Origin of the sequence: Streptomyces sp. MMBL 11-1, from assembly GCF_028622875.1 — a bacterium.
In the GTDB taxonomy this organism is placed as follows: Bacteria; Actinomycetota; Actinomycetes; order Streptomycetales; family Streptomycetaceae; genus Streptomyces.
Window position 1 is genome coordinate 7689538 of sequence record NZ_CP117709.1, and the last position, 25684, is coordinate 7715221.

Consider the following 25684-nt stretch of genomic DNA (forward strand, 5'->3'; position numbering starts at 1 on the left):
CCGTCAGAGGCCGGTCTCCTCGGTGAGCGCGGACCAGTCGGTCACGACCGGAGCCAGCTCGCCCCGCAGCCACAGCGGCAGCTGGTCGGCGTAGTGGGGCGAGCCGGGCGTCCCGGAGGCTCCGAGCGGGGTGATCCACGCGCTGTTCTCCCGGCGGTGCAGGTCCCAGACGTAACGGGCGGCGGAAGCGCGGGCGCTGAGGTCGGTCAGGCCCGGCACGCTGGAGGAGGACATCACGCAGTCGTGGTCGCCGTGCACCGGTGGCCGCGGTGTGTCCTTGCCGGGCACCGCCTCCCACAGGGCCAGTCGGTGGGTCTCGCCCCAGGTCGCGGGCGCTCCGTCGGCCGCCACCCGTTCGAGCGCCTCCCGGGCGTGCGCCATCACGTCCACGTCCGGCAGCGCGCCGGGGACCGTCAGGTGTTCCAGGGCGTAGCCGACCCGGGTGAGCGGCGCCAGCCAGGGCCGGAACACCTCAGGATCGTCGGGGCGTACGGCGAGCCCGGACAGGGCGGGGTCGTCCGTCAGACGCCGGGCGAGCGCCCCCCGCCAGGCGGCGAACACGGCGGCGCCCCGCGACGCGGCGTCCATGCGCCGGTCCCAGTCGACGAGCGCCGAGCGCAACGCCTCGGCCCCGGCGGAGAGTTCCCGCTGCGGGACGATCAGCCGGTCCAGGAGCACGGAGGCGGTGGGCAGCAGGGTGTCGGTGTGGACACCGGGCAGCTCCGCCGCCGACCACCGGGGGCGGGAGCCGAGCAGTTCGGCGATGCGACGGGCGCGGTGCGGGGCGGAGAACTCGACGCCGAACGGTGCGGACAGCGCCCGCTCGTTGGCCATGACCGCCTGGCCGCGAACCTCGGCACGGGGCATCGGCTCCCAGTCGCCGGACCACGCGGCCCCGGCGTCCCAGGCGTCCACGACGCCGTGCCGGGCCGCTTCGGTCCGTACGGGGACGGCGCCGGCCACCCGGTGGAGGAGGCCTCCCCGGGTGTCGGCGGCCAGCACCACGTTGACGGGCTCCACCCAGTGGTCCATCGCCCGGTCGACGTCCGCGACCGTGCGGGCCCGCAGCAGAGCGGGGAGCGCCTCGAAGCCGAGCGAACCGAGCACCCGGGCCGGCCAGCGCAGACTGACGGCGCGCCAGCGCCCCGCCGCCCCGGGGTCCGTATCGGCGAAGGCGTCCTCGGCGAGCGCGTCCTCGGGCGGCCCCCCGATCACCACCGGTCCGCGCCGCGTCTCCACCGTACGGACCGTCACCGGCTCCCGTCCGAGGACCTCCACCGTCTCGACGCCGGTCTCGGCGGGCTCCCAGCCGTCGGCGCCCCAGGCCTCGACACCGCCCCGCCCCGGGCCGGGCACCTGCCTCAACCGCTCACGGTAGAGGTCCTGGTAGTCGGCCATGGCGTTGGTGATGCCCCAGGCCACCGTCCCGGCGTGGGCGAAGTGCGCGATGCCGGGAACCCCGGGGACGGCGAACCCCAGCACGTCGAACTCCGGGCAGGCGAGCCGGATCTGCTGGTAGATGCCCGGCGCCTCGATGAAGCGGTGGGGGTCGCCCGCCAGCAGCGGCAGCCCGGAAGAGGTCCTCCCGCCGTCGAGCAGCCAGCCGTTGCTGCCCGAGCCCGTCGGCCCGTCCGTGGCGAAGCGGGCGACCGCTTCGGAGCCCATGACGGAGGCGACCCGGTCACGCCAGAGCTTCGCGGGGAAGCCCGCGAAGAGCAGGTGGTGGGAGAGCCAGATCGCCAGCGGCGCCCACGGCTCCCACTCTCCCGGGGCGATCGCCGCATCGGCGAACTCGGGGGCCGAGGCGGCGGACCGCGGCAGGGCGGAGTTGACGCCGTCGGTGTAGGCGCGCACCCATGCGGCCGTCACGGGCGAGAGACCGGCGTAACAGCGGCGCGCGGTGTCCGCCAGTCTCACCCGCCGGGCGAGCAGGTCCCAGGGCAGGTGGTCCGGCCCCAGGAAGGCGGCGGAGGAACCGAGGGCGCGCCGGCGCTCGACCTCCAGTTGCCAGGCCCGGTCCCGGGCCGTCGCCGCCCCCTGCGCATGGGCGAGTTCGACGGGGTCCGCGGCCCGCAGATGGGGTATGCCGTGGCTGTCTCGGTAGACGCGGGCACTCAAGCGAGCTCCTCGGGGTGGTTTCCCAGCAGTCCGCGTGCGCACCGCTCCGGGGTGGCTGCGGTCACGGAAGATCGGACAGATAATCTAACTGGTCGGCAAGGAACCATCGGACGGGTATGCCGGAGTGGCCTTCGGCGGGACCTCGGAGCAACGGCCGGAAAGCGGGACTCGGGCGGCAGCCCGGTCCGGGGACCCGTCCGGACAGACGCCGCGGAGCCGGTGCGTGCCGTCCGGGGGTCCGCGCCACCACGCACCGGGCACCGCCCCGAGCAGCGGGTCCCGCCCCGCAGCCCTGGAACACCCCCCGCTGGACTGGAGAACCCATGCCCGCTCACGCCACCGGCGAAGTCCACGATTTCGTCGCGATAGGCCTCGGTCCCTTCAACCTCGGACTCGCCTGCCTGACCGCACCGCTCGATGAACTCGACGGCGTCTTCCTGGAGTCCGAGGACCGGTTCTCGTGGCATCCGGACATGATGCTGGACTTCGCCACCCTGCAGGTGCCCTTCATGGCGGACCTGGTCACGCTTGCCGACCCGACGTCCCCGTACTCCTTCCTCAGTTATCTCAAGGAGAAGGGGCGCCTCTACTCGTTCTACATCCGCGAGCGGTTCTACCCGCTGCGGGCCGAGTACAACGACTACTGTCGCTGGGCGGCGGACCGTCTGACGTCGCTGCGCTTCGGCCACCGCGTCGAGCGGGTGGACTTCGACGAGTCGGCCGGCGTCTACGTCGTCACGTCGGAGCGCACGGCGACGGGCGACCGCGTCCGCCACTACGGCCGTCATCTCGTGGTCGGCACCGGCACTCCGCCCCACATACCGGATTCCTGCCGGGGGCTGAAGGGCGACGTGATCCACAACTCCGCCTACCTGAGCAACAAGGCCGTGCTCCAGGCGAAGGAGTCGGTGACGGTCGTCGGCTCCGGGCAGAGCGCAGCGGAGATCTACTACGACCTGCTCGGTGACATCGACACCCACGGATACCGGCTCAACTGGGTGACCAGGTCGCCGCGGTTCTTCCCCCTGGAATACACCAAACTCACCCTGGAGATGACCTCGCCGGAGTACGTGGACTACTACCACGCGCTTCCCGAAGCCACCCGGTACCGGCTGGAGGGGCAGCAGAAGATGCTGTCCAAGGGGATCGACGCCGACCTGATCAACGGGATCTACGACCTGATCTACCAGAAAAACCTCGCGGGCCCGGTCGCCACCAGACTCCTGACGAACTCCGCCGTGCACAGCGCGCGGTACGACGAGGCCGAGGGCGTCTACACGCTGGGACTGCACCACTGCGAGCAGGACCGCGAGTTCACTCTCACGACGCACGGCCTGGTCCTCGCCACCGGATACTCCTGCGCACCGCCCGCGTTCCTGGAACCCGTGCGGGACCGGCTGCGGTGGGACGGCCACGGCCGCCTCGACGTCGCCCGCAACTACAGCGTCGACACCGGCGGCCGAGGGGTGTTTCTCCAGAACGGGGCCCCGCACGCGCACAGCGTCACCTCCCCGGATCTCGGAATGGGCGCCTACCGCAACTCCTCCATCATCCGCGAGCTGGTCGGCCGGGAGGTCTACCCGATCGAGAAGTCCATCGCCTTCCAGGAGTTCGGCGCCCCCGAGGACGTCATCGCGTGAACGACTTCGACCGCCCCACCCTGTTCGCACACACCTCGGCGCTGGGCACCCTGGCCGTGCACCCCCTCGACCCCGCGGCGGACCGTGTCCTGCTGCACTCCTGGGTCACCCATCCCAAGGCCGCCTACTGGCTGATGCAGGACCAGAGCGTCGACGAGGTGGAGCACTTCTACCGCGAGGTCGCCGACCACCCGCACCACGAGGCGTTCGTCGGCACGCTCGACGGCACGCCCTGCTTCCTCATCGAGCGCTACGACCCCGAGCACGTGGAGCTGGCGGGCCTGTACCCGGCCCGCCCGGGGGACATCGGCATGCACTTCCTCTGCGCGCCCACCGACCGGCCCCGGCACGGCTTCAGCCGCGCCGTGATCACCGCCGTGATGGCTTATCTCTTCGACGACCCCGCAGTCCGGCGCGTGGTGGTCGAGCCGGACCTGCGCAACACGGCCGTACACGCCCTCAACGCCGCCGTCGGCTTCGTACCGCGAGGGCCGCTGGCCAAGCCGGAGAAAGAGGCGCTGCTGAGCTTCTGCACCCGGGAACAGTTCCGGGCCGCGACCGAAGGGATCACCTCATGAGCACGGGCACCACCGACCACCCGGCCGCCCGCGACACGGTGGCGCACCTGCGTCCGGACGCCTGGGCGGCGGCCAACCGCGCCCTCGTACGGAAGGCGCTGGCCGAGTTCGCCCACGAGAAGCTGTTGCGCCCCGATCCCGAGGGCGGGGGCCGCTACACGGTCCGCTCGGACGACGGCGCCGTCGCGTACCGCTTCGCCGCCCGGCGCATGGCCCTCGACCACTGGCAGATCGACCCCCACAGCATCACCCGCCACCAGGGCGAGGTGGAACTCGCGTTGGACGCCGCTGACCTGATCCTCGAGCTGCGCGGCTCCCTCGGGCTGAGCGACGAGGTGCTGCCGGTCTACCTGGAGGAGATCAACTCAACCCTGTCCTCCGCCGCGTACAAGCTCTCCCGCGCGCACGTGCCCGCCGCCGAGCTGACCCGCGCCGGCTTCCAGGCCGTCGAGTCGGGCATGACGGAGGGGCATCCCGGTTTCGTCGCCAACAACGGCAGGATCGGCTTCGATATCGAGGAGTTCCACCAGTACGCGCCCGAGGCCGCGTCCCCGGTCCGCCTGGTGTGGCTCGCCGCCCACCGCGAGCGGACGGTGTTCACCTCCTGTTCGGACATCGACTACGACTCGCTGATCGAGCAGGAGCTGGGAGGCGCCCAGCGGGGGCGCTTCGAGGCAGTGCTGACGGACCTGGGGCTGGACCCCGCGCACTACTTCTTCTTCCCTGTCCACCCCTGGCAGTGGACCAACCGGATCAGCATCACCTTCGCCGGCGAGGTGGCCACCCGCAGGCTGGTCCATCTGGGCCGGGGCGAGGACGCCTATCTGCCGCAGCAGTCCATCCGGACCTTCTTCAACGCGGACCGGCCCGAGCGGCGGTACGTCAAGACCGCCATCTCCGTGCTCAACATGGGGTTCATGCGCGGGCTGTCGGCCGCCTACATGGAGGCGACGCCGGCGATCAACGACTGGCTGGCCGACCTCATCGCGGGCGACCCGCTGCTGCGGGGCACCGGACTGACGATCCTGCGCGAACAGGCGGCCATCGGCTACCGGCACCCCCAGTACGAGGCGGCCACCGACCGCTTCTCCCCCTACCGCAAGATGCTCGCCGCGCTGTGGCGCGAGAGTCCGACACCCGCTCTGGCCCCCGGCGAGCGCCTGGCGACCATGGCCTCCCTGCTGCACACGGACCGCGACGGAGGGTCCTTCGCCGTCTCCCTCATCGCCGCCTCCCCTCTGGCCCCCCGGGAGTGGCTGCGCCGTTACCTGGACGCCTACCTCACTCCGCTGCTGCACAGCTTCTACGCGTACGACCTGGCGTTCATGCCCCACGGCGAGAACGTGATCCTGGTGCTGGACGAGGACGGGACCGTGGTCAGGGCGGTGTTCAAGGACATCGCCGAGGAAATCGTCATCATGGACCCGGAAGCGGACCTGCCGGAGACGGTGCGGCGCATTCGCGCGGAGATCCCCGACGAGATGAGGCTGCTGTCCATCTTCACCGATGTCTTCGACAACTTCCTGCGCTACCTCTCCGCCATCCTCGATGAGGCGCGGACCCTCGGCGAGGACGACTTCTGGCGGACGGTCGCGGAATGCGTGCACGACTACCGCGAGGAGGTACCGCACCTCGCCGAGCGTTTCGAACGGTTCGATATCTTCGCCGAGGCGTTCCCGCGGTCCTGTCTCAATCGCCTCCAGCTGCGCGACAACCGGCAGATGGTCGACCTGGCCGATCCCTCGGCCGCCCTGCAGCTGATCGGCGAGCTGGACAACCCGTTGGCGCCCCACGCGTAGGGTCGTGTCCGCAAAGTCTCGTCCGGCCCGCCCGGAGGGCGGACGACGATACTTTGCGGACACTCGCCAGGCCGACGTCGCGCGGCGTGGTGCTTCGGCGCTGCCCAGGGGAAGTACGAAGACGGTTCTGCCCGGTCGTGGTCACGGACTCGTGAGGAGCTGGGGCGAAAGGTTCTTGACCATGGTGTTGGTCCAGCGCATCTGCCGCAGTGTCCGAGGATGGCACGAGGCGGCCAGCTCCAGAAGGCGGGTGTCTTTCGCTGCTTGTCCGGCTTGGGCGAGCATCTCCCAGTACAGGGAGTTTCCGGCTGCGCCGAGGTGCAGTTCCCGCAGGTCCCTCAGCAGCAGAGGACCTGGTTCCGGGCGGTGGCCGACGGCTTCGGCGGTCTTCTCCCCGATGGCCGGCACCCACCCCGAAGCGGACTTCTGCGAAGGCCCGTCGAGATCCAGGCCGTAGTGGCCGGCCGTCTCCGCCAAGCGCAGGCAGTGCTCGTTCGACCACCTGGCGAGATCCCTGGCGACGTGGTGGACCTCGTGCTCGGAGCTGTGGCGTTCGCCGATCACGATGAGCGTGTTCGCCAGCTGCCGCTCTCCGTGGTGCAGCGCACGCAGGGTGAGGACGATGCCGTTCACCGAGGACCTCCGACGGTGTCGTCCTGGTCCGTTCCGGTCGACTCCAGAACTCTCGCGGTGACACCACCCTCGGTGGGCCGGACGCCGCTCGGGCGGGAAGGCGCGGACGCGGTGGTCGTGGGGGCTGGTGCGGGCTGCCCCGCGCTCTTCTCCACCAGGGTGACCGCGGCTGCCGCCGTTTTGAACAGGGGCTGTTTCGACACGGGGTCCCAGTCGGTAATGGTCGTCTCGTTGGCCGCCCGTGGCGGTGTCGTGTCGTCGGGGCCGGAGCCGGAGGCCGTGTCCCAGTAGCCGTAGTGAAAGGGGACGAACAGGAGTCCGGGACGGATGCCGGTGATCCGCACCCGCCCCCGCAGGGCGCCACGCGGGCCGGCGACCTCGACGAGGTCGCCCTCGTCGAGTCCTTGGGCTTCCGCGTCGGAGGCGGAGAGCTCCACCCATACGTCGGGTGCCGCGGCGTTCAGCTGAGGAGCACGGCCGGTCTTGGTTCGGGTGTGAAAGTGGTAGAGCGTGCGTCCGGTCGTCAGTTGATACGGATAGTCGTCACTCGGCGCCTCATGCGGCGGAAGGAACTCGGCGGCTTTGATCATGGCTTTGCCGTCCGGGTTGAGGGAGCGGTACTCGACCACCGAAACGGACGCGCCGGTGACCAGGTCCTTGCCGTAGGTCTCGCACATGTCCGGATCCGCCCAGGCGATGCCGTCGGTGTACAGGCGGTCGGTTCCCCGCGGTGCCCGCTCGTTGCAGGGCCACTGGATGCCGCTGCCGCCGCGGAGCTTGCCGTAGGTGAGGCCGGTGTAGTCGCAGGGGCGGCCGGCGCTGCAGCGCTTCCACGCCTCGAACGCGGACTCCGGGTCGCGCCAGGAGATCAGCGGTCCGCCGTCCTTGTCCTGGAAGTCCATCCGCCGGGCGTAGTCGAGGAAGATGTCGAGGTCGGGCTTGGCCTCTCCCGGAGGTTCGACGGCCTTGTCGGACAGGTGCACGGTGCGGTCGGCGTTCGTGAAGGTTCCGGTCTTCTCACCCCACGTCGCCGCTGGCAGAACGATGTCCGCCAGCTGTGCGGTCTCCGTGAGGAACAGGTCCTGCACCACGACGAAAAGCCGGTCCTGCGCCAGGATCGAGCGGATCCGGGACAGCTCGGGCAGGGAGACAGCGGGGTTGGTGCCGCTGATCCACAGCATGCGGATCGAGCCCTGCTCCGCGTAGCGGAACATCTGCATGGCGTGGGTGGGCGGGGCGTAGTGCGGGATCGTCGTGGGCTCGACATTCCATACCTCGGCGAGGTCGGCCACGTGCTGGTCGTTCTGCCAGTTCCTGAACCCGGGCAGGTCCCCGTTCGCCCCGCACTCCCGGGTGTTCTGCGCGGTGGGCTGCCCGTTCATCTGCAGCATTCCGGCGCCCGGCCGCCCCAGCATGCCGCGGAGCAGATGCAGATTGTTGATCTGCACCGCGGCGGCCGTGGCCTGGTGGGACTGGTAGATGCCCTGCAGGGCGGTGGACAGGAGCCTGTCGGCCGTGCCGAGCACTTCCGCGGCCTCCGCGATGCGGGCGGCCGGGACGTCGCAGATGCGTTCCGCCCATTCGGGCGTGCAGTTCTCGACCGTCTTCGCCAGTTCGTCGAAGCCGACGGTACGGGCCTCGATGTAGTCGTGGTCGACGCGGTCGGTGCGGATGATCTCGTGCAGGAGCGCGTTGAGCAGCGCCACGTTGGTTCCGATCCGTGGAGCCAGGTGCACGGTGGCGGCACCAGCGACCCGTGTGGGCCGCGGGTCCACACACACCAGACGCGGCGGGTCGCTTCCCTCCAGCCGGTCGAGAACGCGCATCCACTGCACGGGCTGGGTCTCGGCAAGGTTGTGGCCGAAGAGCGCGATGACGTCCGCGTGGTCGATGTCGTCGTAGGTGCCGGGCTGTCCGTCGCAGCCGAAGGACTCCTTGAGCGCCTCCGCCGCCGTCGATGTGCACAGCCGTGTGTTGCCGTCCAGGTGGTTCGTTCCGATACCGGCCCGTGCCGCGACCGTCAGTGTGTAGTACTCCTCCAGGAACAGCTGGCCCGAGGTGTAGAAACCGACCGAGCCGGGGCCGCACTCCTGGAGCAGGTCGCGCGAACGGGCAACCACCGTCTCCATCGCGGTGTCCCAGTCCGTCTCGACCAACCGTCCGTCACGACGGATCAGCGGCCTGGTCAACCGGTCCCGCGAGGCGTTGGCCTGCCAGCCGAACGCGTCCTTCGGCCCCAGCCGGCCGCGGTTGACACGGTCCGTCACCCGGCCGCGTACACCTACCATCCGGCCGTCCTTGACGGCGATGTCCATGGCGTCACCGTCGGAATGCAGAATCGACGCGGCCTGTACCCATCGTTCCACGCCTGCGGCCTCCACCCCCTCGGCCAGGTGGGTGTCCTCCCGTGCCGGCCACGCCTCGCCTCGGGCATAAGGAGTACGGCCGCCCCACGGTCGCGCGATCCGGTCAACCGAAGTCTTCACACGTGCCTCCTGGCCTGCGCGCTCGCGGCGCTCCCTGTACCGACCGGTCATCGGTACCCGAAGCGGCCCTCCCTCAACATGACCCACGCGTTCGCCGTAACCCGGAAGGGCCACCCGTCGGCAAGCCGGGCGGCCCGGCCGGCCGCGCACGCTCGATGGGGGCGACCCTGTTCCTGTACGGGAGGGAACCCGGTCCGCGTCCGCCGCCCGGTCCTCGGGCGGCGGACTCCGGCGGACCCTCAGAACCCGCGCGTCACGTCGAACGCGGGCTAGACCGAGGCCGGAATGGCCTGGGGGAAACGGAAGAACCCGTTCGGGTCGTACGTGCGCTTGACACGGCTGAGCTCGGGGAGGTTCGAGCCGTAATACGCGTCCGCCCAGTTCGTGAGGTCGGGATCAGGGAAGTTCGCGTACGAACGGCTGTTGGAGTAGGGGTCCATCGCTCCGAACACGCCGTTCAGCCACTGCCCCGCGGCCGCCTTGTCCTCGTCGGTGAGGTACGAGCCCTTGAGGCTGGTCGTGATGGTCGCGCTGTACAGGGCGTCGCGATGCACCCAGGCCGTGGAGTCCGTGGCCGGCAGATTGGCGTTCTTGCCCAGGCCGAGCAGACTGATGACGCGGAACTGGCCGGCCCTGCGGTCGGCGTCGAACGCGGCGAGCATCTCGTCCACCCCGGTCCGGGGCAGGACACGGCTGAACATCCGGCCGCGGTTCTTGATGTAGGCGGTGCGCGGAAGGGACGCCTCGGGGGAGCTGCCCGTGGTGTGGCACGCGTCGACGGTCTTGTCCTCGCAGCCGAAGACGCGCATCATCGCCTTCTCGTACGTGAGGTCCTGCACCACGCGCGTCGCGGGCTCGCTGCCGATGAGGGCCGACAGCATCCGCAGCTCGGCGTCGAGCGCCTCCATCGAGCCGAAGTGCACACCGGAGACGCCGAACACGGGCACGGCCCCCGGGCTCGCGTCGGGCATCCGCAGGACGCCGCCGCAGGCCAGGTCGGCGGAGCCCTGCGCCACCCACTCCAGGTAACCGGCGACCGCGGCCTGCGCCTTGTCCCAGGACCACGTCAGGCTGTAGTGACCGACCCGGGGGATGGAGGTCGCCTTCATCCGGTAGTCGGTGATCACGCCGAAGTTGCCCCCGCCGCCACCGCGCAGCGCCCAGAAGAGGTCGGCGTTCTGGTACTTCGACGCGGTGACGACGCGCCCGTCAGCCAGGACCACCTGGGCCGAGAGCAGCCGGTCGGACGCCGGGCCGTACTTGCGGTACTGCCAGCCGGTGCCGCCGCCCGTGATGAAACCGCCGGGACAGACGGTCGGACAGAAGCCGGAAGGGACCGTCAGCCCGCTCGCGCTGAGCCGGTCCACGACGTCCACCGTCTGCACACCGGGGCCGAGCCGGACCTGGTCGGCCCCGGGCACGACCTGGTTCATCCGGGTCAGATTGATGACGAGGCCCTCGGTCGTCGACCAGCCGCCGTAATTGTGGCCGCCGCTGCGCACCGAGGCGTGGATGCCGTGGTCCTGGGCGAAACGGATGCACGTGCTGACGTCCTGGGGCGTCTCACAGAGGGCGACCGCTTGCGGATATATGGAGTCGAACTGGGCGCTGGCCAGCATCCTGGCGCTGTCGTAGCCGATGTCGGAGGGGAGCACCACATCGCCGGTGAGGGACGCGCGCAGCGCGGCCCACTTCGTGTCCACGCGCGGCGCGGAGCGGGCTCCGGCCACGGAGGCCGTGACGATTCCGCTGGCGGCGGCGGTGAGGCCGGCGCCTGCTCCCAGCAGGGTCCTGCGGCTGATCATCTGTCAATCTCCCTTTGTCACTCGGTTCGTGCGGATGATGGCGACGGGGCGGTACCGCGGAGGAGCGCCCCGCGCCGGCAGGCTCGCGGGCCGGGCTACTGCGGTCCCGGAACGCACCACGCGTCGATTCGACCTGCCAGGATGTGCGTCGCGACCTGGTCCGGGCGGGCCCGGAAGCCGCTCAGCATGACCGGGGCCCCCAGGGCCGTGCGTACCGTGTCGGCCGCTTCGAGGGCGTCGAGCACCGTCTCCGGTTCGGCGGTGCCGCCGGGCGGCGCCGCGAGGTCGGCCAGGTCGCACAGGCCGGCCGCGCGCAGCACGCGCAGCCGGGCCAGTACCGCCTCCGCGGCGTCGGTGAACCCGGTGCGTACGGCGACGGCCGGACCGGCCGGCCACCCGGCGGCGCGCGCGGTCCCGGCAAAGGCCTCGGCCTCCGCCGTGGCCCGCTCCGGGTCCTTCGGGCACGGCCCCATGTCGATCACGACGAGCGGAGCCGAGGCGTGAGCACGCCCGCCGAGCGGCACGTCCCCGGCGGCGACGACCACGCCCCGCGGCAGGCCCCGCGACGCGGAGCCCCGGTCCGCCGCCCGGTCCTCGGCGGCGCCCAGCACGCACCCGTACGTCTGGTCCTCGTGCTCTTCGGTCCCGGGGGCGCCGGAGGTGAGGTCCCGCACGAGGCGCCCGGGCAGGCGGGTGGCGCCCACCTCCAGGGGCAGCGCGAGCACACCGGCGGACGGCGGCGCGTCCCCGGCCAGCAGCCGCGTCGCCTGCTCCACCAGGTCGGGGGCGTCGGCCTCGACCCGTTCCAGCGGGGCCAGCGAAGCGCGGCTGAGCAGGTGCACGGTGAACTGCGGCGCGGGCCTGGCCAGGTATTCCGGGGCGCGCTCGAACCAGCGCATGCTCCGCTCGCCCGCCGCCCTCAGCTCCCGGACGCCGGGCATACGCCGCCGCTCGTACTCCGCCAGAGCGGTCCCGATGTCGTCCTCGCGCCCCAGGGCCTGCCCGAGGAGGAACGAGTCCTCCAGCGCCAGACGGGTCCCGGAGCCCACCGAGTAGTGCGCGGTGTGCGCCGCGTCGCCGATCAGCACCACGTTCTCGTGGACGCACCGGTCGAGGTGGACGGTGGGGAAGTGTGCCCACCGCAGGTCCTTGGCCTGCAGGGGCCTCTCGTCGAGGTGCTCCGCGAAGACCTGTGACCAGTGGCCGAGGTCCTGCTCCAGATCCTCCCGTGGCCCCTGGCCTCCGCACGGCACCTCCACCACGAACGTGCTGATGCCGTCGCCGTGAGGGTAGCCGTGAGCGATGACGGGACCCGCCGAGGTCTCCTCGAAGATGAACGTCATGGCGTCGAACGCGGCGGTGGTGCCGAGCCACGCGAAGCGCGACCGGCCGTATCCGACGCGGGCCCCCAGCGCCGTCGCGAGGGCGGTCCGGGTCCGGCTGCGCGCTCCGTCGGCGGCGACCACGAGGTCGTAGCGGGAGCGGAGACCGTCGATCTCGACGGGCGACTCGTAGCGCAGCTCGACACCCGCGTGGAGCGCCTGCCCGGCGAGTTCGGAGAGCAGCTGTTGCCGGGACAGGGCCACGTACCCATGGCCCGCACTGCGGTGCCGTCGGCCGTGCGCCCGGACCTCGACGTCCTGCCAGGTCACCTGGGAGGAGAGGAGGGCGCCGAGCGACGGCGTCATGAACTCGATCGTGCGGACCGCGACGTCGGAGAAGACCACCCCGTACCCGTAGGTCACGTCCTTCGGCGACCGCTCGTGGACGACGACGTCCCAGTCGGGGCGGGCCTTCTTGATCTGGGTGGCGGCCAGCAGGCCCGCGGGGCCCGCCCCCACACAGGCGACCGTCCTGCGCGCGCTGCCGGAGCGGGGGCCGGTCACAGGGCCGGGCCAACCTGTTCCGCGAGCACCCGGCGCAGGATCTTCCCCGCGGGGTTGCGGGGGATCTCGGACACGGTCCGCGCCTCCTTCGGGAGTTTGTACGAGGAGAGCCGCCCGTGCAGGAAGACGAGGAGGGCGTCGGAGGAGAACGTGGCTCCCTCTTCGACGACGACGAAGGCAAGGGGAACCTCGCCCCACACGTCGTCGGGGACGCCGATCACCGCGGCGTCCGCCACTCCGTCGAAACCGGCGATGGCGTTCTCGATCTCGGCGGGGAAGACGTTCTGGCCGCCCCGCTTGATCACGTCCTTCTTGCGGTCCTTGAGATGGATGTAGCCGCTCGCGTCCATCCAGCCCAGATCGCCGGTGCGGACCCAGTCGTCGATGATGGTGCGGCTCGTCTCGGCCGCGTTGCCGACGTAGTGCGACATGCGCCCCGCGGCCAGCACGCACACCTCGCCGATCTCACCGACGGGCAGCGGACGGTTCTGCTCGTCGTGGATCTCGACGCGGATGCCGGGCACACTCCGTCCGCTGGACTCCAGCGGGATGCTGCCGTCCTTCTCCGTGGACGCGTCCGACAGCCAGGTGCAGAAGGTGCCGCCGGCCTCCGTCATGCCGTAGATGTTGCGGAAGCCGCAGCCGAAGGCGTGCCGGGCGTCCCGGAGCAGCTCGGGGCTCATCGGCGAGGCGCCGAACATGATCTCGCGCAGCGTGTTGGGGACCTTGGTGTCCTTTCCGACCGCCATCATCACGAACCGCAGCATCTGCGGCACCATCCATATGTGCGTGATGCCGCGTTCGGTGATCTGCCGCAGGACGGCCCGGGGCTGGAACTCGCGCATGACGTGCAGGGTGGCTCCCGCCGCGACGTAGTGGAGCGTCGCGGTGATGCTGCCGTGCGACAGCGAGTTGAGGTTGAGCAGGCGGACGCTGTCGTCCACCCGGGCCTGGGCGAGCCAGGACAGCGTCATCTGCCGCAGCGCGCCCGACGTCTGGAGCACGCCCTTGGGCGCGCCGGTCGTGCCGGACGTCAGCAGCACCGCGAGCGGGTCGTCCATGGTCGCGGCGAGCGGCGGCGGGGTCCGCCCGGCGACGAGCAGCTTCTGGAACTCCTCCGAGTCGAAGACGGTCGTCCGGTCCTCGGCGAGGCCGAGCTTCTCCACCGGGCGCTGTTCGCCCATGACGTGCCGGATCTCCATGCGCTCCGCGGCGTCGGCGAACTCCGTCGGCGACATGGCGTGGTTGACGGGGACGAAGGGCGCCCCCAGGTGTGCCAGGGCGAAGTAACTCGCGATGACTTCGAGCCTGTTGCGCGAGTACACGGCGACACGGTCGCCGTGCCGGACGCCGTGCTCGCTCAGGTACGCCGCGATCGAATGCGCGGCCCCCCGGAGTTCGAGCCAGGTGAGGCTGCGGTCGCCCTCCACCACGGCGGGCGCGTCCCCGCGCTGCTGGCAGTGCCGGTCGAGAATCTCACTGAGCCACATGGGCCTCTCCGATGAGTCTGTGCGCCGCATCCGTCCGTCCGCGCGAGAGGCGGTTCGACCCCGCCAGCTCGCCGAGGGCCGTCACGGCATCGTGGATGTCCATGTACGAGACGTAGAGGCTGTTGAAGCCGAAGCGCAGCAGCGTGGGCGGACGCACATCGCCGATCACACCGCGCTCGGCCAGTTGGTCCATGAGCCGGGACGCGTCCGGGTGGCTCAACGTGACCTGGCTGCCGCGCCGTTCGTCCTCGCGGGGCGTGACCAGATCGAATCCGAGGCCGGCCAGGTGCTCGTCGAAGCACTCGATGAAGAACCGGCCGAGCAGGACGTTCTTCGCCCGGATGTCCTCGATGGACACACCGTCGAACATGTCCAGGGCCGCTTGGAGCGCCGACAGCGAGAGGATGTGCGGCGCGCCGACGCGGAACCGCGACATGTCGTCGGCCGGACGGTAGTCGGGCGTCATCTCGAAGGGCGTGGCATGGCTGAGCCATCCGGTCAGGGGCGGGTCGGCGGCGGCGCGGTGCCGCTGGGCGACGTAGATGTACGCCGGGGCGCCGGGGCCCCCGGACAGGTACTTGTAGCTGCAGCCGACCGCGAGGTCGACGCCGTCCGCGTCCAGCGACAGCGGCAGGGCTCCGGCGGCGTGGCACAGGTCCCACACCGTGACCGCGCCCGCTCGGTGGGCCCGCGCGGTCACCGCCGCCACGTCGAACGCCTCGCCCGTGCGGAAGTCGACCGGACTGCCCAGGACGACGGCGACCTCGTCGCCGTACGCGTCCAGGGCGGCACCGATGTCGCCCATGGGGGTCTGCCGGACCTCCAGCCCGAGGATCCTGGCGACGGAGGACGCGAGGTAGCGGTCCGTGGGGAAGCCGTCGCTGTCGGAGAGGACGACCGTGCGCTCCGGCCTGAGCCGGGCGGCCGTCGTCAGCGCGTTGAACAGCTGTACGGAGGTGGAGTCGCCGGTCACGGTCTGCCCCGCCGCGGCGCCGATCAGCCGGCCGATGCGGTCGCCCGTCCGCATGGGGGAGTCCAGCCACCCGTCGTCGGTCCAGCCCTTGATCAGGTGGTCGCGCCACTGCTGCCGCACGGTGCGGTCCAGGGCGTCCGGCACGCCGGCCGGCATGGCGCCGAGAGAGTTGCCGTCCAGGTACACGATGCCGGGCGGAAGCTCGAAGCGGTCACGAGCGGGTGCGAGGGGGTCGGCACGGTCCAGCCGCTCGGCGGCTGCTCGGCTCGTCATGTACGGGATCTCCGATCCGATTCTGGGGTCGTCGTGTCGTGCGGGCGGGCGTCCGTGGACGCCCGCGCCGGGGACGCGGCGAGGCGGTCAGGCTTCCGGCCAGGTGCTGTAGCGTCGCCGTCCGTAGAGCAGGGGCTGGAGGTCCGGCACGGTGGTGACGCCGAAGACCTCGCCGAACACGATGATGTGGGTGTCGCCGTCGGCGGTCCTGGTGACCCGGCAGTCCGCGACGGCGTGCGCCTGCTCCAGGAGGTGGGGCCCGCCCCCGCCGGGCGACCACGGCACCCGGTCGAACCGGTCGGAGTCCCCGGAGCTGAACAGCGCGGCGGCGGACTGCGCCTTTCCGTGCAGCAGGTTCACGGCGAAGGCGCCGCTCTCCAGCAGGGCGGCGAGCGTGGGACTCTCCGAGCGCAGGCAGGCCAGGACCGTCGGCGGTGACACGCTGAGGCTGCACAGCGAGGAACAGGTCATGCCCCACGGCCGCCCTTCGCGGTCGTGCGTCGTGACGACGGAGACCCCGGTGGGGAACTCGGACATGAGGGTGCGGAACTCCTCGGGTGTCACGGGTTTGGGGGACATGGTCGATAGGTCGGTCACGAAACGTTTCCTCTCGCTGGTGCGAGCCCAGAGGCCGCATCCGTGTCCAGCAGGCGGCGGTGTTCGGCGCGGTCGATGGTCAGCAGGGCGGGCCCGGTCAGGGCCGTGGTGGCCAGCGCCATGACGAGGAGGGCGAGGTAGAGCGTGCCGGTCAGCACGCCGGTGCTGTAGCCGATCTGGAGCACGATCAGCTCGGTGAGTCCGCGGGTGTTCATCAGCGTCCCGATCCGCAGGGCGTCGAAGTGTCCGTACTGGCCCAGGCGCGCACCGACGTACCCGCCCACCGCCTTGCCGGCGGTTCCGAGCAGGATGGTGAGCGTGATCAGGACGGCCGACGCGGATCCCAGAGCCTCGGTCAGTACGGTGATGCCACTGACCACGAAGAAGACGGGCACCAGCGCGTGTCCGACCTTGGTCACGCCGGCCACGGGGCGCTGCCACACCTTGCGGTTCCGGGTGGGGACGGCCAGCCCGGCGAGCACGGCTCCCACGATCGCGGTCATGCCGTGCTTCTCCATCGTGAAGGCCAGGGCGATGGCGAACAGGGCGACCAGGAGCGCGGCGGCCCTGGGGAACCGTGTACAGGCACGGGTACTGACGTGGGTCGCGAGCAGCGTGCGCACCGCCACCGCCACGAGTGTGCCCGCGGCGAGGACCCCGGCAGCCCGCAGGAGGCCGCTGATGTCGCCGGAGCGCAGACCCACCGCCACGGGGAGCAACAGCCACGCCACGCAGTCGATCACGATCGCGGCGAGGAGCGCGGTGCGGCCCGTGGCGGTGTCCGCCATCCCCCGGTCGTCGAGGATCCGGGCCAGCACCGGGACCGCGGTGATGGACATGGACACCGCGACCACGAGCAGGAAGGAGGCCAGCGGGGCGTCGCCGCGGGCGGCACGGTCGTCGGTGAGCAGCACCCAGCCCGCGAGCATCAGTCCCGCGGCGAACGCGGGCAGGAACGATCCCGCGATGACCCACCGGGTGGGCTTGGACCTGGAGCCGGCGGGACGCGGGTGGAGATGGCCGACCATCCCCACCATGAACAGGACGAGACCGGCTTCGGAGATCGTCTTGAGGTTGTCGAGGACGGCGTCGGGGAGGAGTGTCCGAAAGGTCTCGGGTCCGAGCAGTTGGATGAGGACGGGGCCGATCAGCAGGCCCGCCACGATCTCGCCGATCACCTCGGGCTGCCGGGTGGTGCGAGCCACCAGCCGGCCCGCACGCACGACCAGCACCGCAGCACTGAGGACCGCGAGCAGATGAGCGGCTCGAAGCAGTAGTTCCGGGGCTGTCACGGGGGTTCCTGTCGGTGTCGGGAGGAGACCGGCCGCCCGGGCCGCGCAGGGCCCGGGCGGCTCGAGAGGCCTACTTGCCGTGCAGCTGACGCAGGTAGTCGTAGGTGCTGGGCAGGGTCCTCAGCAGTTCGTCCTCGCGCTTCTTGACCTCGGCGAACGCGGCCTCGACGGTGGCGATCGACTCGGGGCGGTGGGCGAGCGCGGGCATGGAATGGTCGGGCAGGACATCGAGGCCCGCGAACACGCAGTAGTAGTTCGCGTTGCTCCAGAAGTTGCGGAACTCCGCCTCGAAGTTGCCGTAATAGTTGCTCTCGTCCGTGATCGGCAGGTTCACACCGAGGCCGGACTTGTAGAGCGCGACCTTCTCCTTGAAGCCCTCGGCGAGCTCAAGCTCCTTGCAGGCGCGCCAGAACGGCGTGTCGTTGCGCGGGGCGAAGCTGAAGTGCGCCTGCACGAAGTCCCGCGTGTCGTCGAACATGGTCTCGATCTCGCCGTTGAAGCGGTTGGTCAGGGCGGGGTCGAAGCGCTTGTCGGGGAAGTTCTTCACCAGCTGGAAGAGGGCCGCGTAGACGAAGTAGATGCCGGTGGACTCGAGCGGCTCCAGGAAGCACGAGGCCAGGCCGATGCCGACGCAGTTCTTGACCCAGGCGCGGCGGTTGCGGCCGACGCGGAACTTGACGTGGTTGAGGGGCTGCTTCTCGGGGTCGAGGCCCCACATGCGGCAGAACTCCTCGGTGGCCTCGTCCTGTGTGGCGAACCGGCTGGAGTAGACGTAGCCGGTGCCGAAGCGGCCGAGCATGGGGATCTTCCAGGTCCAGCCGGACGACATCGCGATCGATGAGGTGAACGGCTCGATGCCGTTGGCCTCGTCGTCGTGGGGCACCTGCGTGGCGACCGCACGGTCGTTGAGCAGGTGGTCGCTCATGTCCAGGAACGGTTCCTTCATCGTCTGGTTGATGAGCAGGCTGCGGAAGCCGGAGCAGTCGACGAAGAGGTCGGCCTCCAGCGTGAGACCGCCCTCGGTCCTGATGGAGGTGATGTGGCCGCGCTGGTCGATCTCCGCCCCGACGAACTTGTCCTCGATGTGGACGGCGCCCTGCCTCTCGGTGGAGAACCGCCGCAGGAAGTTGGCGACCAGGTTGGCGTCGAAGTGCCAGGCGTAGCTGGCCCACTTGGTCCCGTCGAGATAGCGCGGGGAGAGCTTCCGGTCGAAGACCGCAGGCTGCGGGTAGCAGGAGCGGTCGAACGGCTCCTCGGTCAGCCCGTTGAGCCGCTTGTGCGTCCAGTAGTGCGAGAGCGGCAGGTTGTCGTGCTCGGGCAGGAGTCCGAAGAGGTGGTCGAAGTGGTCCTTGCCCTGGCCGTGCGGGCGACCGTCGGACTGACCTGCGCCGGGCGTCCGCCAGTTGACGAATCGGATGCCCATCTTGAAGCTGGCGTTGCACTCCGGCATCCACTCCTCCTCGCTCAGTCCGAGGAAGTCGAAGAACACCTTCTGGAGGTTGGCGATGGTGGCCTCGCCGACGCCGATCCGGGGAATCGCCGGCGCCTCCAGCACCGTGATCTTCACGGTGTCGCCCAGCGCGCGCCCCAGGTAGGCGGCGGACATCCAGCCCGCGGTACCGCCTCCGAGCACGACGATGCTCTTGATCCGGTTGTCATTGGTCATGGCTGTGTTAACCCCAAGGTGATTGGTTGCAGGGAGTGGTGCGGAAGGTGCGTGATCACGCAGCCGTCAGGCCCAGCCGACGGAAGACGGCCCCACCGAGAGCCGTGGCGGGATCGTCGAGGTCGAAGGTGATGTCGAAGTGGTTGCGGTGGGAGACGACCAGGTCCTGGACCTCGGGTGAGCGAGGGACCACCGCCGACACCAGTTCGTCGTGCTGACGGCGGAACTCGTCGGTCTCGGCTCCGCCACGCGCCACCACGAGCGGCGGGAGACGGTCGGGCAGCCGGTGGATCGGGCTCATCAGACGTGCTGTCCGCGCCGTCAGGCCGAGAGGTTCGTTGACGTAGGTCAGTCTGAGCGGTTCCAGGTCGTAGACCCCACTCAGCAGGACCGCGCCCGCGAAGACATCCGCGGGGTGACGGCCGCCAGGCCGCCAGTCGTCCAGCAGGGACATGAGCACCAGATGGGCGCCCGCGGAGCTGCCGCTCAGAAGGATGCGCCGCCCGTCCACACCCAGTTCGGCGGCGTGCGCGACCAGCCACTGGAGTCCGCGGCGCACCTGGGCAACGATGTCCTCCAGCCGGTACGCCGGAGCCAGACCGTAGTCGAGGGCGGCGAAGGCGGCGCCCGCCGGCACGGTCCTGCGCGCCGGGAAGGACGAGTCGTCCTTGCTCAGCTCCTGCCAGTAGCCACCGTGGACGAACACGAGGAGGGGGGCGTCGGGCTCGGCGGCGGGGAAGAAGTCCAGCGTCTCGCACGTCCCGGTTCCGTACGGGAGCCCGGCGCGGACGGTGAGCTCGTCCCTGGTCCGCTTGCTGAGCGCGGCGTACTCGTCCAGGAATACCCTGATGTCGGTGACGCAGGAACTGGGGGAGTACTGCCTGTCCAGCGGCCTCTGGGCGTACGCTCCATAGACGAGCGTGTCCGGTCCGCCTTCCTTCGGCATCAGAACTCCGTTCGTACGGACCACAGTTCGGGGAAGAAGCGGTGCTCGGCGACCCGGCGGAGCCACTCCACGCCCAGCGTGCCGCCCGTTCCGGGCTTGTGGCCCATGATCCGTTCGACGGTCAGCAGATGCGTGGTGCGCCAGCGGGAGTACTGGTAGTTCAGCTCGGAGAGGGCCTCGGCGAGGGCGTGGAGCTGGGGGTCCGTCTCGGGGGACCGGTAGATGGCGGCCCACGCTTCCTCCACGAGCGCGTTCGGCTCGTACGGTTCGGCGTACTCCACGGGGACGCACTTCTCGGGGATGCGACCCCTGCGGTGCAGCAGGGACAACGTCGCGTCGTACAGACCCGGCGCCTCCAGGACCGATGTGACCTGCTCGTACAGCCACGGAACCGCCCGGTACGCCTCGGCCAGACGGCGCGACTTGTTGCCGAGGGAGAACTCCAACTGCCGGTACATGTACGACTGGAAGCCCGACGCGGCCCCCAGTTCGTCCCTGAAGTTGGCGAACTCCTTGGGGGTCAGCGTGCTGACCGGCTCCCAGCAGGCGACGAGAACGCGCTGGATGTGCTCGATCCTGCGGAGATACCGCAGGGACTCGTCGAGCCTGTCGTCGAACAGCAGGTCACGGACGCGGTTGATCTCGGTGAACAGCAGCTTGAACAGCAGTTCCTGGACCTGGCCCGTGATGTAGAAGGTCAGCTCCGCCGGCTCTTCGGTGCGCGGGTGCTGCAGGCTCAGGAGCGCGTCCACGCTGTGGTAGTCGATGTACGGCGTGCTGTTCTCGTTGACACGGCCCACGCTGAAGTCCAGGACCGGCTCGCCGTTGGTCTGTTCGGACTGGGCGCGCCGCTCCTCCTCGGTCATCGCGCGGTACGCGCGGGGCCCTTGTGTAACTCCATCGGTTGCCATGCGTGATGAACTCCAGTCATGCCTGGTGACCCCTGGAGCGATGTCTGCCACGGGCCACTTTGGATGGGTGTGGGGCGCATTACTCTGCGGTGGGGAAGGCGAGTTGGCCAAATATCCCCTGAAGCAACCGCGATACAGATGCGGACCCTACGGGACGCAATTTTCCTGCGTCAAGAGGGTTAGTGACGGCGTTGCGCTGTCCCTTTGACCGGGCTATTGCCCTTTGGGTAAATGCGGCGCACGCTAAGCGGAACCATCCACGTCCATATTTCTCGGTGACCGAAAATTTTCGGATTGCGGCTCCGGTCTGGCTGATTCTGATGCCCCGGCTCCCCTTTGCCGGGGTGGCGTGAATGGGTTCACGGAGCTTTCCGGCCCCGAAGTGCCGGGAGGATCCATGGGTGGTGACCGCACGGCTCCGGGTTCAATGGTGGCTCCGGTTTGGCCAATTCTGGTGCCTCCATGCTCCTTTGCCGGCGGGGCGCGCATGGTCATATGTGGCGTTCTGGCCGGTGAGCGTGGCGTCAGGATCCGTCGGCTCGCAGGCAGTTGGCGGACGGGCGACCCTGGGCGGGAACCAGGACAACTGCTATCCTGAGTGTCGTGAAGATGTCGTTGACGGTTGAGTGGACCATCCATGTGTGCCTCACGCTGGCATGCGCACCACCTGGGGAGTCCGTGCATGCCGGCGCACTGGCGGAGTTCCACGGACTGCCGAAGCCCTACCTCACGAAGCAGCTCCAGGCCCTCGTGAGGTCCGGAGTCCTGCGTTCCTCCCCAGGGGTGCGAGGCGGCTTCTCCCTGGCGCGCCCCAGCGCCGAGATCACGCTGATGGACATCGTCGCGGCAGTGGAGGGCCGAGCCGAGCTCTTCCAGTGCGTAGAGATCCGGAAAAGCGGCGTGATCGCCGAGTCCGGTCTGAGTAACATGAATCTTCCGTGCATCGTTCAGGTCGAGATGGCAAAGGCTGAGATGGTCTGGCGAAAGGCCCTGGCCGCGCAGACCATTGAGGATCTCGCCAAGCGTCTGGAAAAGGGTGCACCCCATGTGGTGGATGTCACCCGCAAGTGGATCGCAGCGATCTGAGCCCAGACGCCCCGTTCTCTACTCTTTCCCGGGATACCTCCGGCGCTGGGTGCTTCGTCGCGCACCTCTCGCCAGCGAGCACCCTCGGCATGCACTATCGGAATTACAGGCAGAAGGGTGCCATGACCAGCAACGCGACTACTTCGTTGAATGCAGATTCTTTAAAGCCCCGATCTCCAGGTCTCGCTGTTGCCATCGTTCTGGTAGCCGCGTTCCTCGTCCTCGCCGACACGTCCATCGTGAACGTGGCGGCACCCGTCCTGCAGAGCGATCTGGGCGCCAGCTTCGCCCAGACCCAGTGGGTGGTGGCCGTCTACCAGCTCACCTATGCGGTGCTGCTGGTCACCGGTGGCCGGCTCGGTGACCTGTACGGCCGCAGGCGGCTGTTCGTGATCGGTCTCGTCGGCTTCGTGATCACCTCGGCCGCGTGCGGATTGGCGACCAGCGCCCCCATGCTCATCGCGGCGCGGGCGCTCCAGGGTGCGACGGCCGCCCTCATGTACCCGCAGACGCTCGCCGTCATCCAGGTCGTGGTTCCCCCCGAGCGCCGCCCCAAGGCGTTCGCCGCCCTCGGTATGGTCATCAGCGGCGCCACCATCGCGGGCCCGATGATCTCCGGCGTCCTCATCGAACTGGACCTCTTCGGCAGCAGCTGGCGGCCGGCGTTCCTGCTGAACCTCCCCATCGGACTGCTCGGTGTGCTCGCCGCGATGCGGTACCTGCCCGAGTCGCGTTCGGAGCAGGCCCGCAAGCTCGACATCCCGTCGGTCCTGCTGATCACCGCCGCGCTCGCGTGCCTCATCTACCCCCTGATCGAGGGCCACGAGCGCGACTGGCCCTGGTGGTCCTTCGCCCTGATGGTCCTGTCCATCCCGCTGTTCGCCGCCTTCCACCTCCGGTGCACCAAGGTGCACCGGGAGACACAGTCGGCTCTCGTGCCCCCGTCCCTGTGGCGTGACCGGGCGTTCACCGTGGGGCTGGTGATGTACGTGCTGGCCTACTCGGCCATCGCGTCGTTCTTCCTCTACCAGTCCTTGATGCTTCAGTTCGCCTACGGGTACAGTGCGTTGGCCGTCGCGGCGATCATGAGCCCCTTCGCGATCGGTTCGATGGTCGGCTACTACTCCTCGACGCCCTTCGCCAGGAAGACCAGTGGGCGGGTGGCCGTCGCCGTGGGCGCGCTGATCTGGTCGATCGGCATCGCCGCGGTCGGTGCCACCACACTGCTGGCCGGAAACGGACTTCAGGGCTGGCACTTCGTTCCCGGCTTCGTGGTCGCCGGCTTCGGCCTCGGCATCGCCCTGGCCCCTCTGCTCGGAGTGGTTCTGGGTTCGGTGCGCAGCTCGGACGCCGGTTCCGCGTCCGGCACGCTGAGCACCGGCCAACAAGTCGGTGCGGTCTTGGGCGTAGCGCTGATCGGAGCCGTTTTCTTCGGTACGCTCGGCAGCGCCGGCGAGAGTTCGGCGGAGCAGCGGGCCGACACGGTGCGCGCCGCCGTCTCAGCGAGTGCGGGTGCCGAACAGGCAGAGCGGCTCACGGACGAGTTCTCGGCCTGCGTGATCGCTCAGGGCAAGGGCGGCGACGAGGCCTCGGCCGAACCGTGCCGCGCGCTGCTCGCCGGATCCGACAGCACCGTGAAGACGCAACTCGTGGAGGCCAAACGCCACGACTACCGGATGGCCTACGCGGTGAGCACCTTCGTGCTCGCGGCCGCGGTCGCCCTGGTCGCGCTCGGCGTCAGGCTCCTCCCGCGCCCCGCCCCCAAGTCGTGAACCCCGAGCCGTGAGCAGGTAGCGGCCAGAAGGGACTTCTCAGCATGACTGAAACGGTACTGCAGTTACTGGAGAGCCGAGGCGCGCTCTCCTCGCTCACCTTCGTGGAGGAGGACCGAAGACTCTCCCTCGACGGCCTGTTGGCCGAATCCCGCGTGACCGCGGGCGGGCTGTCGTCCCTGGGCGTCGCCCCGGGCGACCGCATCGCCTTCATCATGCAGAACGGCAGCGGCTTCCTCAAAGTGCTCTTCGGCGCCCAGTACGCCCACGCGGTGCCCCTGTCCATCGCCCTGCCCTTCGGGTACGGAGGGGTGGACGGTTACGTCGAGTACGTCCGTGCCATCCTCGAGGACGCCGACGCCCGCGTCCTCGTCGTGGACCCGGAGCTGGCGCGGGTACGGCGCGCCCTGGAGGCCGCGCTGCCCCAGGTCTCCGTCGTGTCGGCCGACGCCTTGGACGTGACGGCGGATGCCGGAGCGATACCTTCCGGATCCGGCACCACCGAACAGCTGGCGTACATTCAGTACACCTCCGGCAGCACGTCCCGGCCGAAGGGGGTGGCACTCACCCACGCCAACATCATCGCCGGGCTCCACGCCCTGGCGGCCCCCTCCGGCACGACCAGCGAGGACCGCTGGGGCCTGTGGGTGCCGCTCTTCCATGACATGGGCATGTTCTGTCTGCTGACCGCGCTCTCCGCGGGAGCCGATGTGGTGCTGTGGCGGCCGAGGGGCGGCATCAGGCGCCCTCTCGACTGGCTGCGCCGCTTCGCCGCCGAGGAGTGCACCCACACGGCCGCCCCCAACTTCTTCGTCGACGCGCTGGTCGAGGCCGTCAAGGCGCAGGAGGAACCACTGGAGCCGGCCGACCTGTCGAAGTGGCGGGTCTGGTGCAACGGCGCCGAGCCGGTCAACGCGCGCTCCCTCGCGGAGTTCGAGGAGTCCTTCCGCGCCTGGGGCTTCAACCCGCAGTCCATGTGCCCGGTATACGGCATGGCGGAGGCGACGCTCACCGTGACCTTCCCACCACTGGGCCGCGAGCCCGTGGTGCGCTGGGTCGACCGCGAGGCCCTCACCGACGGGCGGTTCGTCCCCTCGGAAGAAGGAGCGGGTGCGCGCGCACTCGTCGGAGTGGGCCGTCCCGTGCCCGGCATCGACGTTCGGATCTGCGGGGACGAAGGCCCCCTGCCCGAGGGGGAGCCGGGGGAGATCGAGATCTCGGGCCCTCCCGTGATGCGGGGGTACTACCGCAGGGAGCCCGGGGACGAGCGCTCGGCGGACGGCTGGTGCCGCACCGGTGACATGGGCGTGATCGCGGACGGCGAACTGTACATCTTCGGGCGCAAGAAGGACATGATCATCGTCCGGGGCGTCAACTACTACGCGGAGGACACCGAGGCGGTCATCCGCGACCTGCCCGGAGTGTTCCGCAAGCGGTGTGCCGCCGTTCCCGAAGAGGATCACATGGCGCTCGTGGTGGAGACCGCCCTGGAGACCGAGGAGGAGTGTGCCGCGCTCGTGGCCGAGTGCCACCGGCAGATCCGCTCCCGGATGGGGCTCGACAAGGTCACGGTCTACCTCGCCCCCACCCGCTTTCTGCCGCAGACGAGCAGCGGCAAGGTGCAGCGCAACAAGTTGCGTTCGTCTCTCGGCGAGCTCGTCGCCGACGGTTCCACCGGGCCCGGTGGCCAGGCGTGACCATGTCCGCGGAACGAAGAACCGAAAGGAGCACGA

18 protein-coding genes are annotated in these 25684 nt (G+C 69.9%); 6 read left to right on the plus strand and 12 right to left on the minus strand.

The window, feature by feature from the left end; all coding sequences use genetic code 11:
- Positions 1-3: 3 nt before the first annotated feature.
- Complete coding sequence (locus PSQ21_RS33975) at positions 4-2118, minus strand: penicillin acylase family protein (RefSeq protein WP_274035227.1); 2115 nt, start codon at positions 2116-2118, stop codon at positions 4-6.
- Positions 2119-2441: 323 nt separating this feature from the next.
- Here PSQ21_RS33975 and PSQ21_RS33980 point away from each other — a divergent pair, with 323 nt between their 5' ends.
- Genes PSQ21_RS33980 through PSQ21_RS33990 form a run of 3 tightly spaced genes read left to right on the plus strand, consistent with a single transcriptional unit; the run spans position 2442 to position 6135 of the window.
- Complete coding sequence (locus PSQ21_RS33980) at positions 2442-3758, plus strand: lysine N(6)-hydroxylase/L-ornithine N(5)-oxygenase family protein (protein ID WP_274035229.1); 1317 nt, start codon at positions 2442-2444, stop codon at positions 3756-3758.
- The gene (locus PSQ21_RS33985) at positions 3755-4336 is read left to right on the plus strand and encodes a GNAT family N-acetyltransferase (RefSeq protein WP_274035230.1); all 582 of its coding nucleotides are present in this window, start codon (positions 3755-3757) and stop codon (positions 4334-4336) included. The genes PSQ21_RS33980 and PSQ21_RS33985 overlap by 4 nt, the downstream gene beginning before the upstream one ends.
- Positions 4333-6135, plus strand: a complete 1803-nt coding sequence (locus tag PSQ21_RS33990) for an IucA/IucC family protein (protein ID WP_274035231.1) — start codon at positions 4333-4335, stop codon at positions 6133-6135. Before PSQ21_RS33985 ends, PSQ21_RS33990 begins: the two co-directional genes overlap by 4 nt.
- A gap of 141 nt (positions 6136-6276) precedes the next feature.
- On the opposite strand, the gene PSQ21_RS33995 is transcribed toward PSQ21_RS33990, so the two are convergent.
- The 11 genes from PSQ21_RS33995 to PSQ21_RS34045 all read right to left on the minus strand — a co-directional run bounded on the left by PSQ21_RS33995 (position 6277) and on the right by PSQ21_RS34045 (position 21093).
- The gene (locus tag PSQ21_RS33995) at positions 6277-6768 is read right to left on the minus strand and encodes a hypothetical protein (RefSeq protein WP_274035232.1); all 492 of its coding nucleotides are present in this window, start codon (positions 6766-6768) and stop codon (positions 6277-6279) included.
- Positions 6765-9254: a molybdopterin oxidoreductase family protein gene (locus tag PSQ21_RS34000; protein ID WP_274035233.1), complete on the minus strand. Its 2490-nt coding sequence runs from the start codon at positions 9252-9254 to the stop codon at positions 6765-6767. Before PSQ21_RS34000 ends, PSQ21_RS33995 begins: the two co-directional genes overlap by 4 nt.
- Positions 9255-9523: 269 nt before the next feature.
- Positions 9524-11059 carry an FAD-binding oxidoreductase gene (locus tag PSQ21_RS34005; protein ID WP_274035235.1) on the minus strand — a complete coding sequence of 512 codons (1536 nt, stop codon included), beginning with the start codon at positions 11057-11059 and terminating at the stop codon, positions 9524-9526.
- Positions 11060-11154: 95 nt separating this feature from the next.
- Positions 11155-12945 (minus strand): FAD-dependent monooxygenase, encoded by a 1791-nt coding sequence (locus tag PSQ21_RS34010; RefSeq protein WP_274035236.1) that lies wholly within the window; start codon positions 12943-12945, stop codon positions 11155-11157.
- Positions 12942-14435, minus strand: coding sequence for a class I adenylate-forming enzyme family protein (locus PSQ21_RS34015; RefSeq protein ID WP_274035238.1), 1494 nt, complete (start codon positions 14433-14435; stop codon positions 12942-12944). Before PSQ21_RS34015 ends, PSQ21_RS34010 begins: the two co-directional genes overlap by 4 nt.
- The gene (gene kynU / locus PSQ21_RS34020; protein WP_274035239.1) at positions 14422-15681 is read right to left on the minus strand and encodes a kynureninase; all 1260 of its coding nucleotides are present in this window, start codon (positions 15679-15681) and stop codon (positions 14422-14424) included. Before kynU ends, PSQ21_RS34015 begins: the two co-directional genes overlap by 14 nt.
- 87 nt (positions 15682-15768) lie before the next feature.
- On the minus strand, positions 15769-16278 hold the full coding sequence (locus PSQ21_RS34025) for a flavin reductase family protein (protein WP_274035240.1): 510 nt from the start codon (positions 16276-16278) through the stop codon (positions 15769-15771).
- The gene (locus PSQ21_RS34030; RefSeq protein WP_274035242.1) at positions 16275-17570 is read right to left on the minus strand and encodes a cation:proton antiporter; all 1296 of its coding nucleotides are present in this window, start codon (positions 17568-17570) and stop codon (positions 16275-16277) included. Before PSQ21_RS34030 ends, PSQ21_RS34025 begins: the two co-directional genes overlap by 4 nt.
- Positions 17571-17640: 70 nt before the next feature.
- Positions 17641-19236: a tryptophan halogenase family protein gene (locus tag PSQ21_RS34035; RefSeq protein WP_274035243.1), complete on the minus strand. Its 1596-nt coding sequence runs from the start codon at positions 19234-19236 to the stop codon at positions 17641-17643.
- Between the two features lie 55 nt (positions 19237-19291).
- Positions 19292-20182: an alpha/beta hydrolase gene (locus PSQ21_RS34040; protein ID WP_274035244.1), complete on the minus strand. Its 891-nt coding sequence runs from the start codon at positions 20180-20182 to the stop codon at positions 19292-19294.
- On the minus strand, positions 20182-21093 hold the full coding sequence (locus PSQ21_RS34045; protein ID WP_274035246.1) for a tryptophan 2,3-dioxygenase: 912 nt from the start codon (positions 21091-21093) through the stop codon (positions 20182-20184). The genes PSQ21_RS34040 and PSQ21_RS34045 overlap by 1 nt, the downstream gene beginning before the upstream one ends.
- Before the next feature lie 609 nt (positions 21094-21702).
- Between PSQ21_RS34045 and PSQ21_RS34050 the strand changes: the two genes are divergently transcribed.
- From PSQ21_RS34050 to PSQ21_RS34060, 3 genes are all read left to right on the plus strand, one after another.
- Complete coding sequence (locus PSQ21_RS34050) at positions 21703-22179, plus strand: RrF2 family transcriptional regulator (RefSeq protein ID WP_097868787.1); 477 nt, start codon at positions 21703-21705, stop codon at positions 22177-22179.
- Between the two features lie 122 nt (positions 22180-22301).
- Entirely contained in the window at positions 22302-23951 is a 1650-nt protein-coding gene (locus PSQ21_RS34055; protein WP_274035248.1) for an MFS transporter, read from the plus strand.
- A gap of 44 nt (positions 23952-23995) precedes the next feature.
- Positions 23996-25648, plus strand: coding sequence for an AMP-binding protein (locus tag PSQ21_RS34060; RefSeq protein WP_274035250.1), 1653 nt, complete (start codon positions 23996-23998; stop codon positions 25646-25648).
- The last annotated feature ends 36 nt before the right edge of the window (positions 25649-25684 follow it).

What these genes read in the sequence shown, in the direction of transcription:
- PSQ21_RS34015 (WP_274035238.1), bottom strand. Translation starts at nt 14,435, where the DNA reads ATGTGGCTCAGTGAGATTCTCGACCGGCACTGCCAGCAGCGCGGGGAC.
- PSQ21_RS33980 (WP_274035229.1), top strand. Translation starts at nt 2,442, where the DNA reads ATGCCCGCTCACGCCACCGGCGAAGTCCACGATTTCGTCGCGATAGGC.
- PSQ21_RS34050 (WP_097868787.1), top strand. Translation starts at nt 21,703, where the DNA reads ATGTCGTTGACGGTTGAGTGGACCATCCATGTGTGCCTCACGCTGGCA.
- PSQ21_RS33990 (WP_274035231.1), top strand. Translation starts at nt 4,333, where the DNA reads ATGAGCACGGGCACCACCGACCACCCGGCCGCCCGCGACACGGTGGCG.
- PSQ21_RS34060 (WP_274035250.1), top strand. Translation starts at nt 23,996, where the DNA reads ATGACTGAAACGGTACTGCAGTTACTGGAGAGCCGAGGCGCGCTCTCC.
- PSQ21_RS34055 (WP_274035248.1), top strand. Translation starts at nt 22,302, where the DNA reads ATGACCAGCAACGCGACTACTTCGTTGAATGCAGATTCTTTAAAGCCC.
- PSQ21_RS34040 (WP_274035244.1), bottom strand. Translation starts at nt 20,182, where the DNA reads ATGCCGAAGGAAGGCGGACCGGACACGCTCGTCTATGGAGCGTACGCC.
- PSQ21_RS34045 (WP_274035246.1), bottom strand. Translation starts at nt 21,093, where the DNA reads ATGGCAACCGATGGAGTTACACAAGGGCCCCGCGCGTACCGCGCGATG.
- PSQ21_RS34005 (WP_274035235.1), bottom strand. Translation starts at nt 11,059, where the DNA reads ATGATCAGCCGCAGGACCCTGCTGGGAGCAGGCGCCGGCCTCACCGCC.
- kynU (WP_274035239.1), bottom strand. Translation starts at nt 15,681, where the DNA reads ATGACGAGCCGAGCAGCCGCCGAGCGGCTGGACCGTGCCGACCCCCTC.
- PSQ21_RS34035 (WP_274035243.1), bottom strand. Translation starts at nt 19,236, where the DNA reads ATGACCAATGACAACCGGATCAAGAGCATCGTCGTGCTCGGAGGCGGT.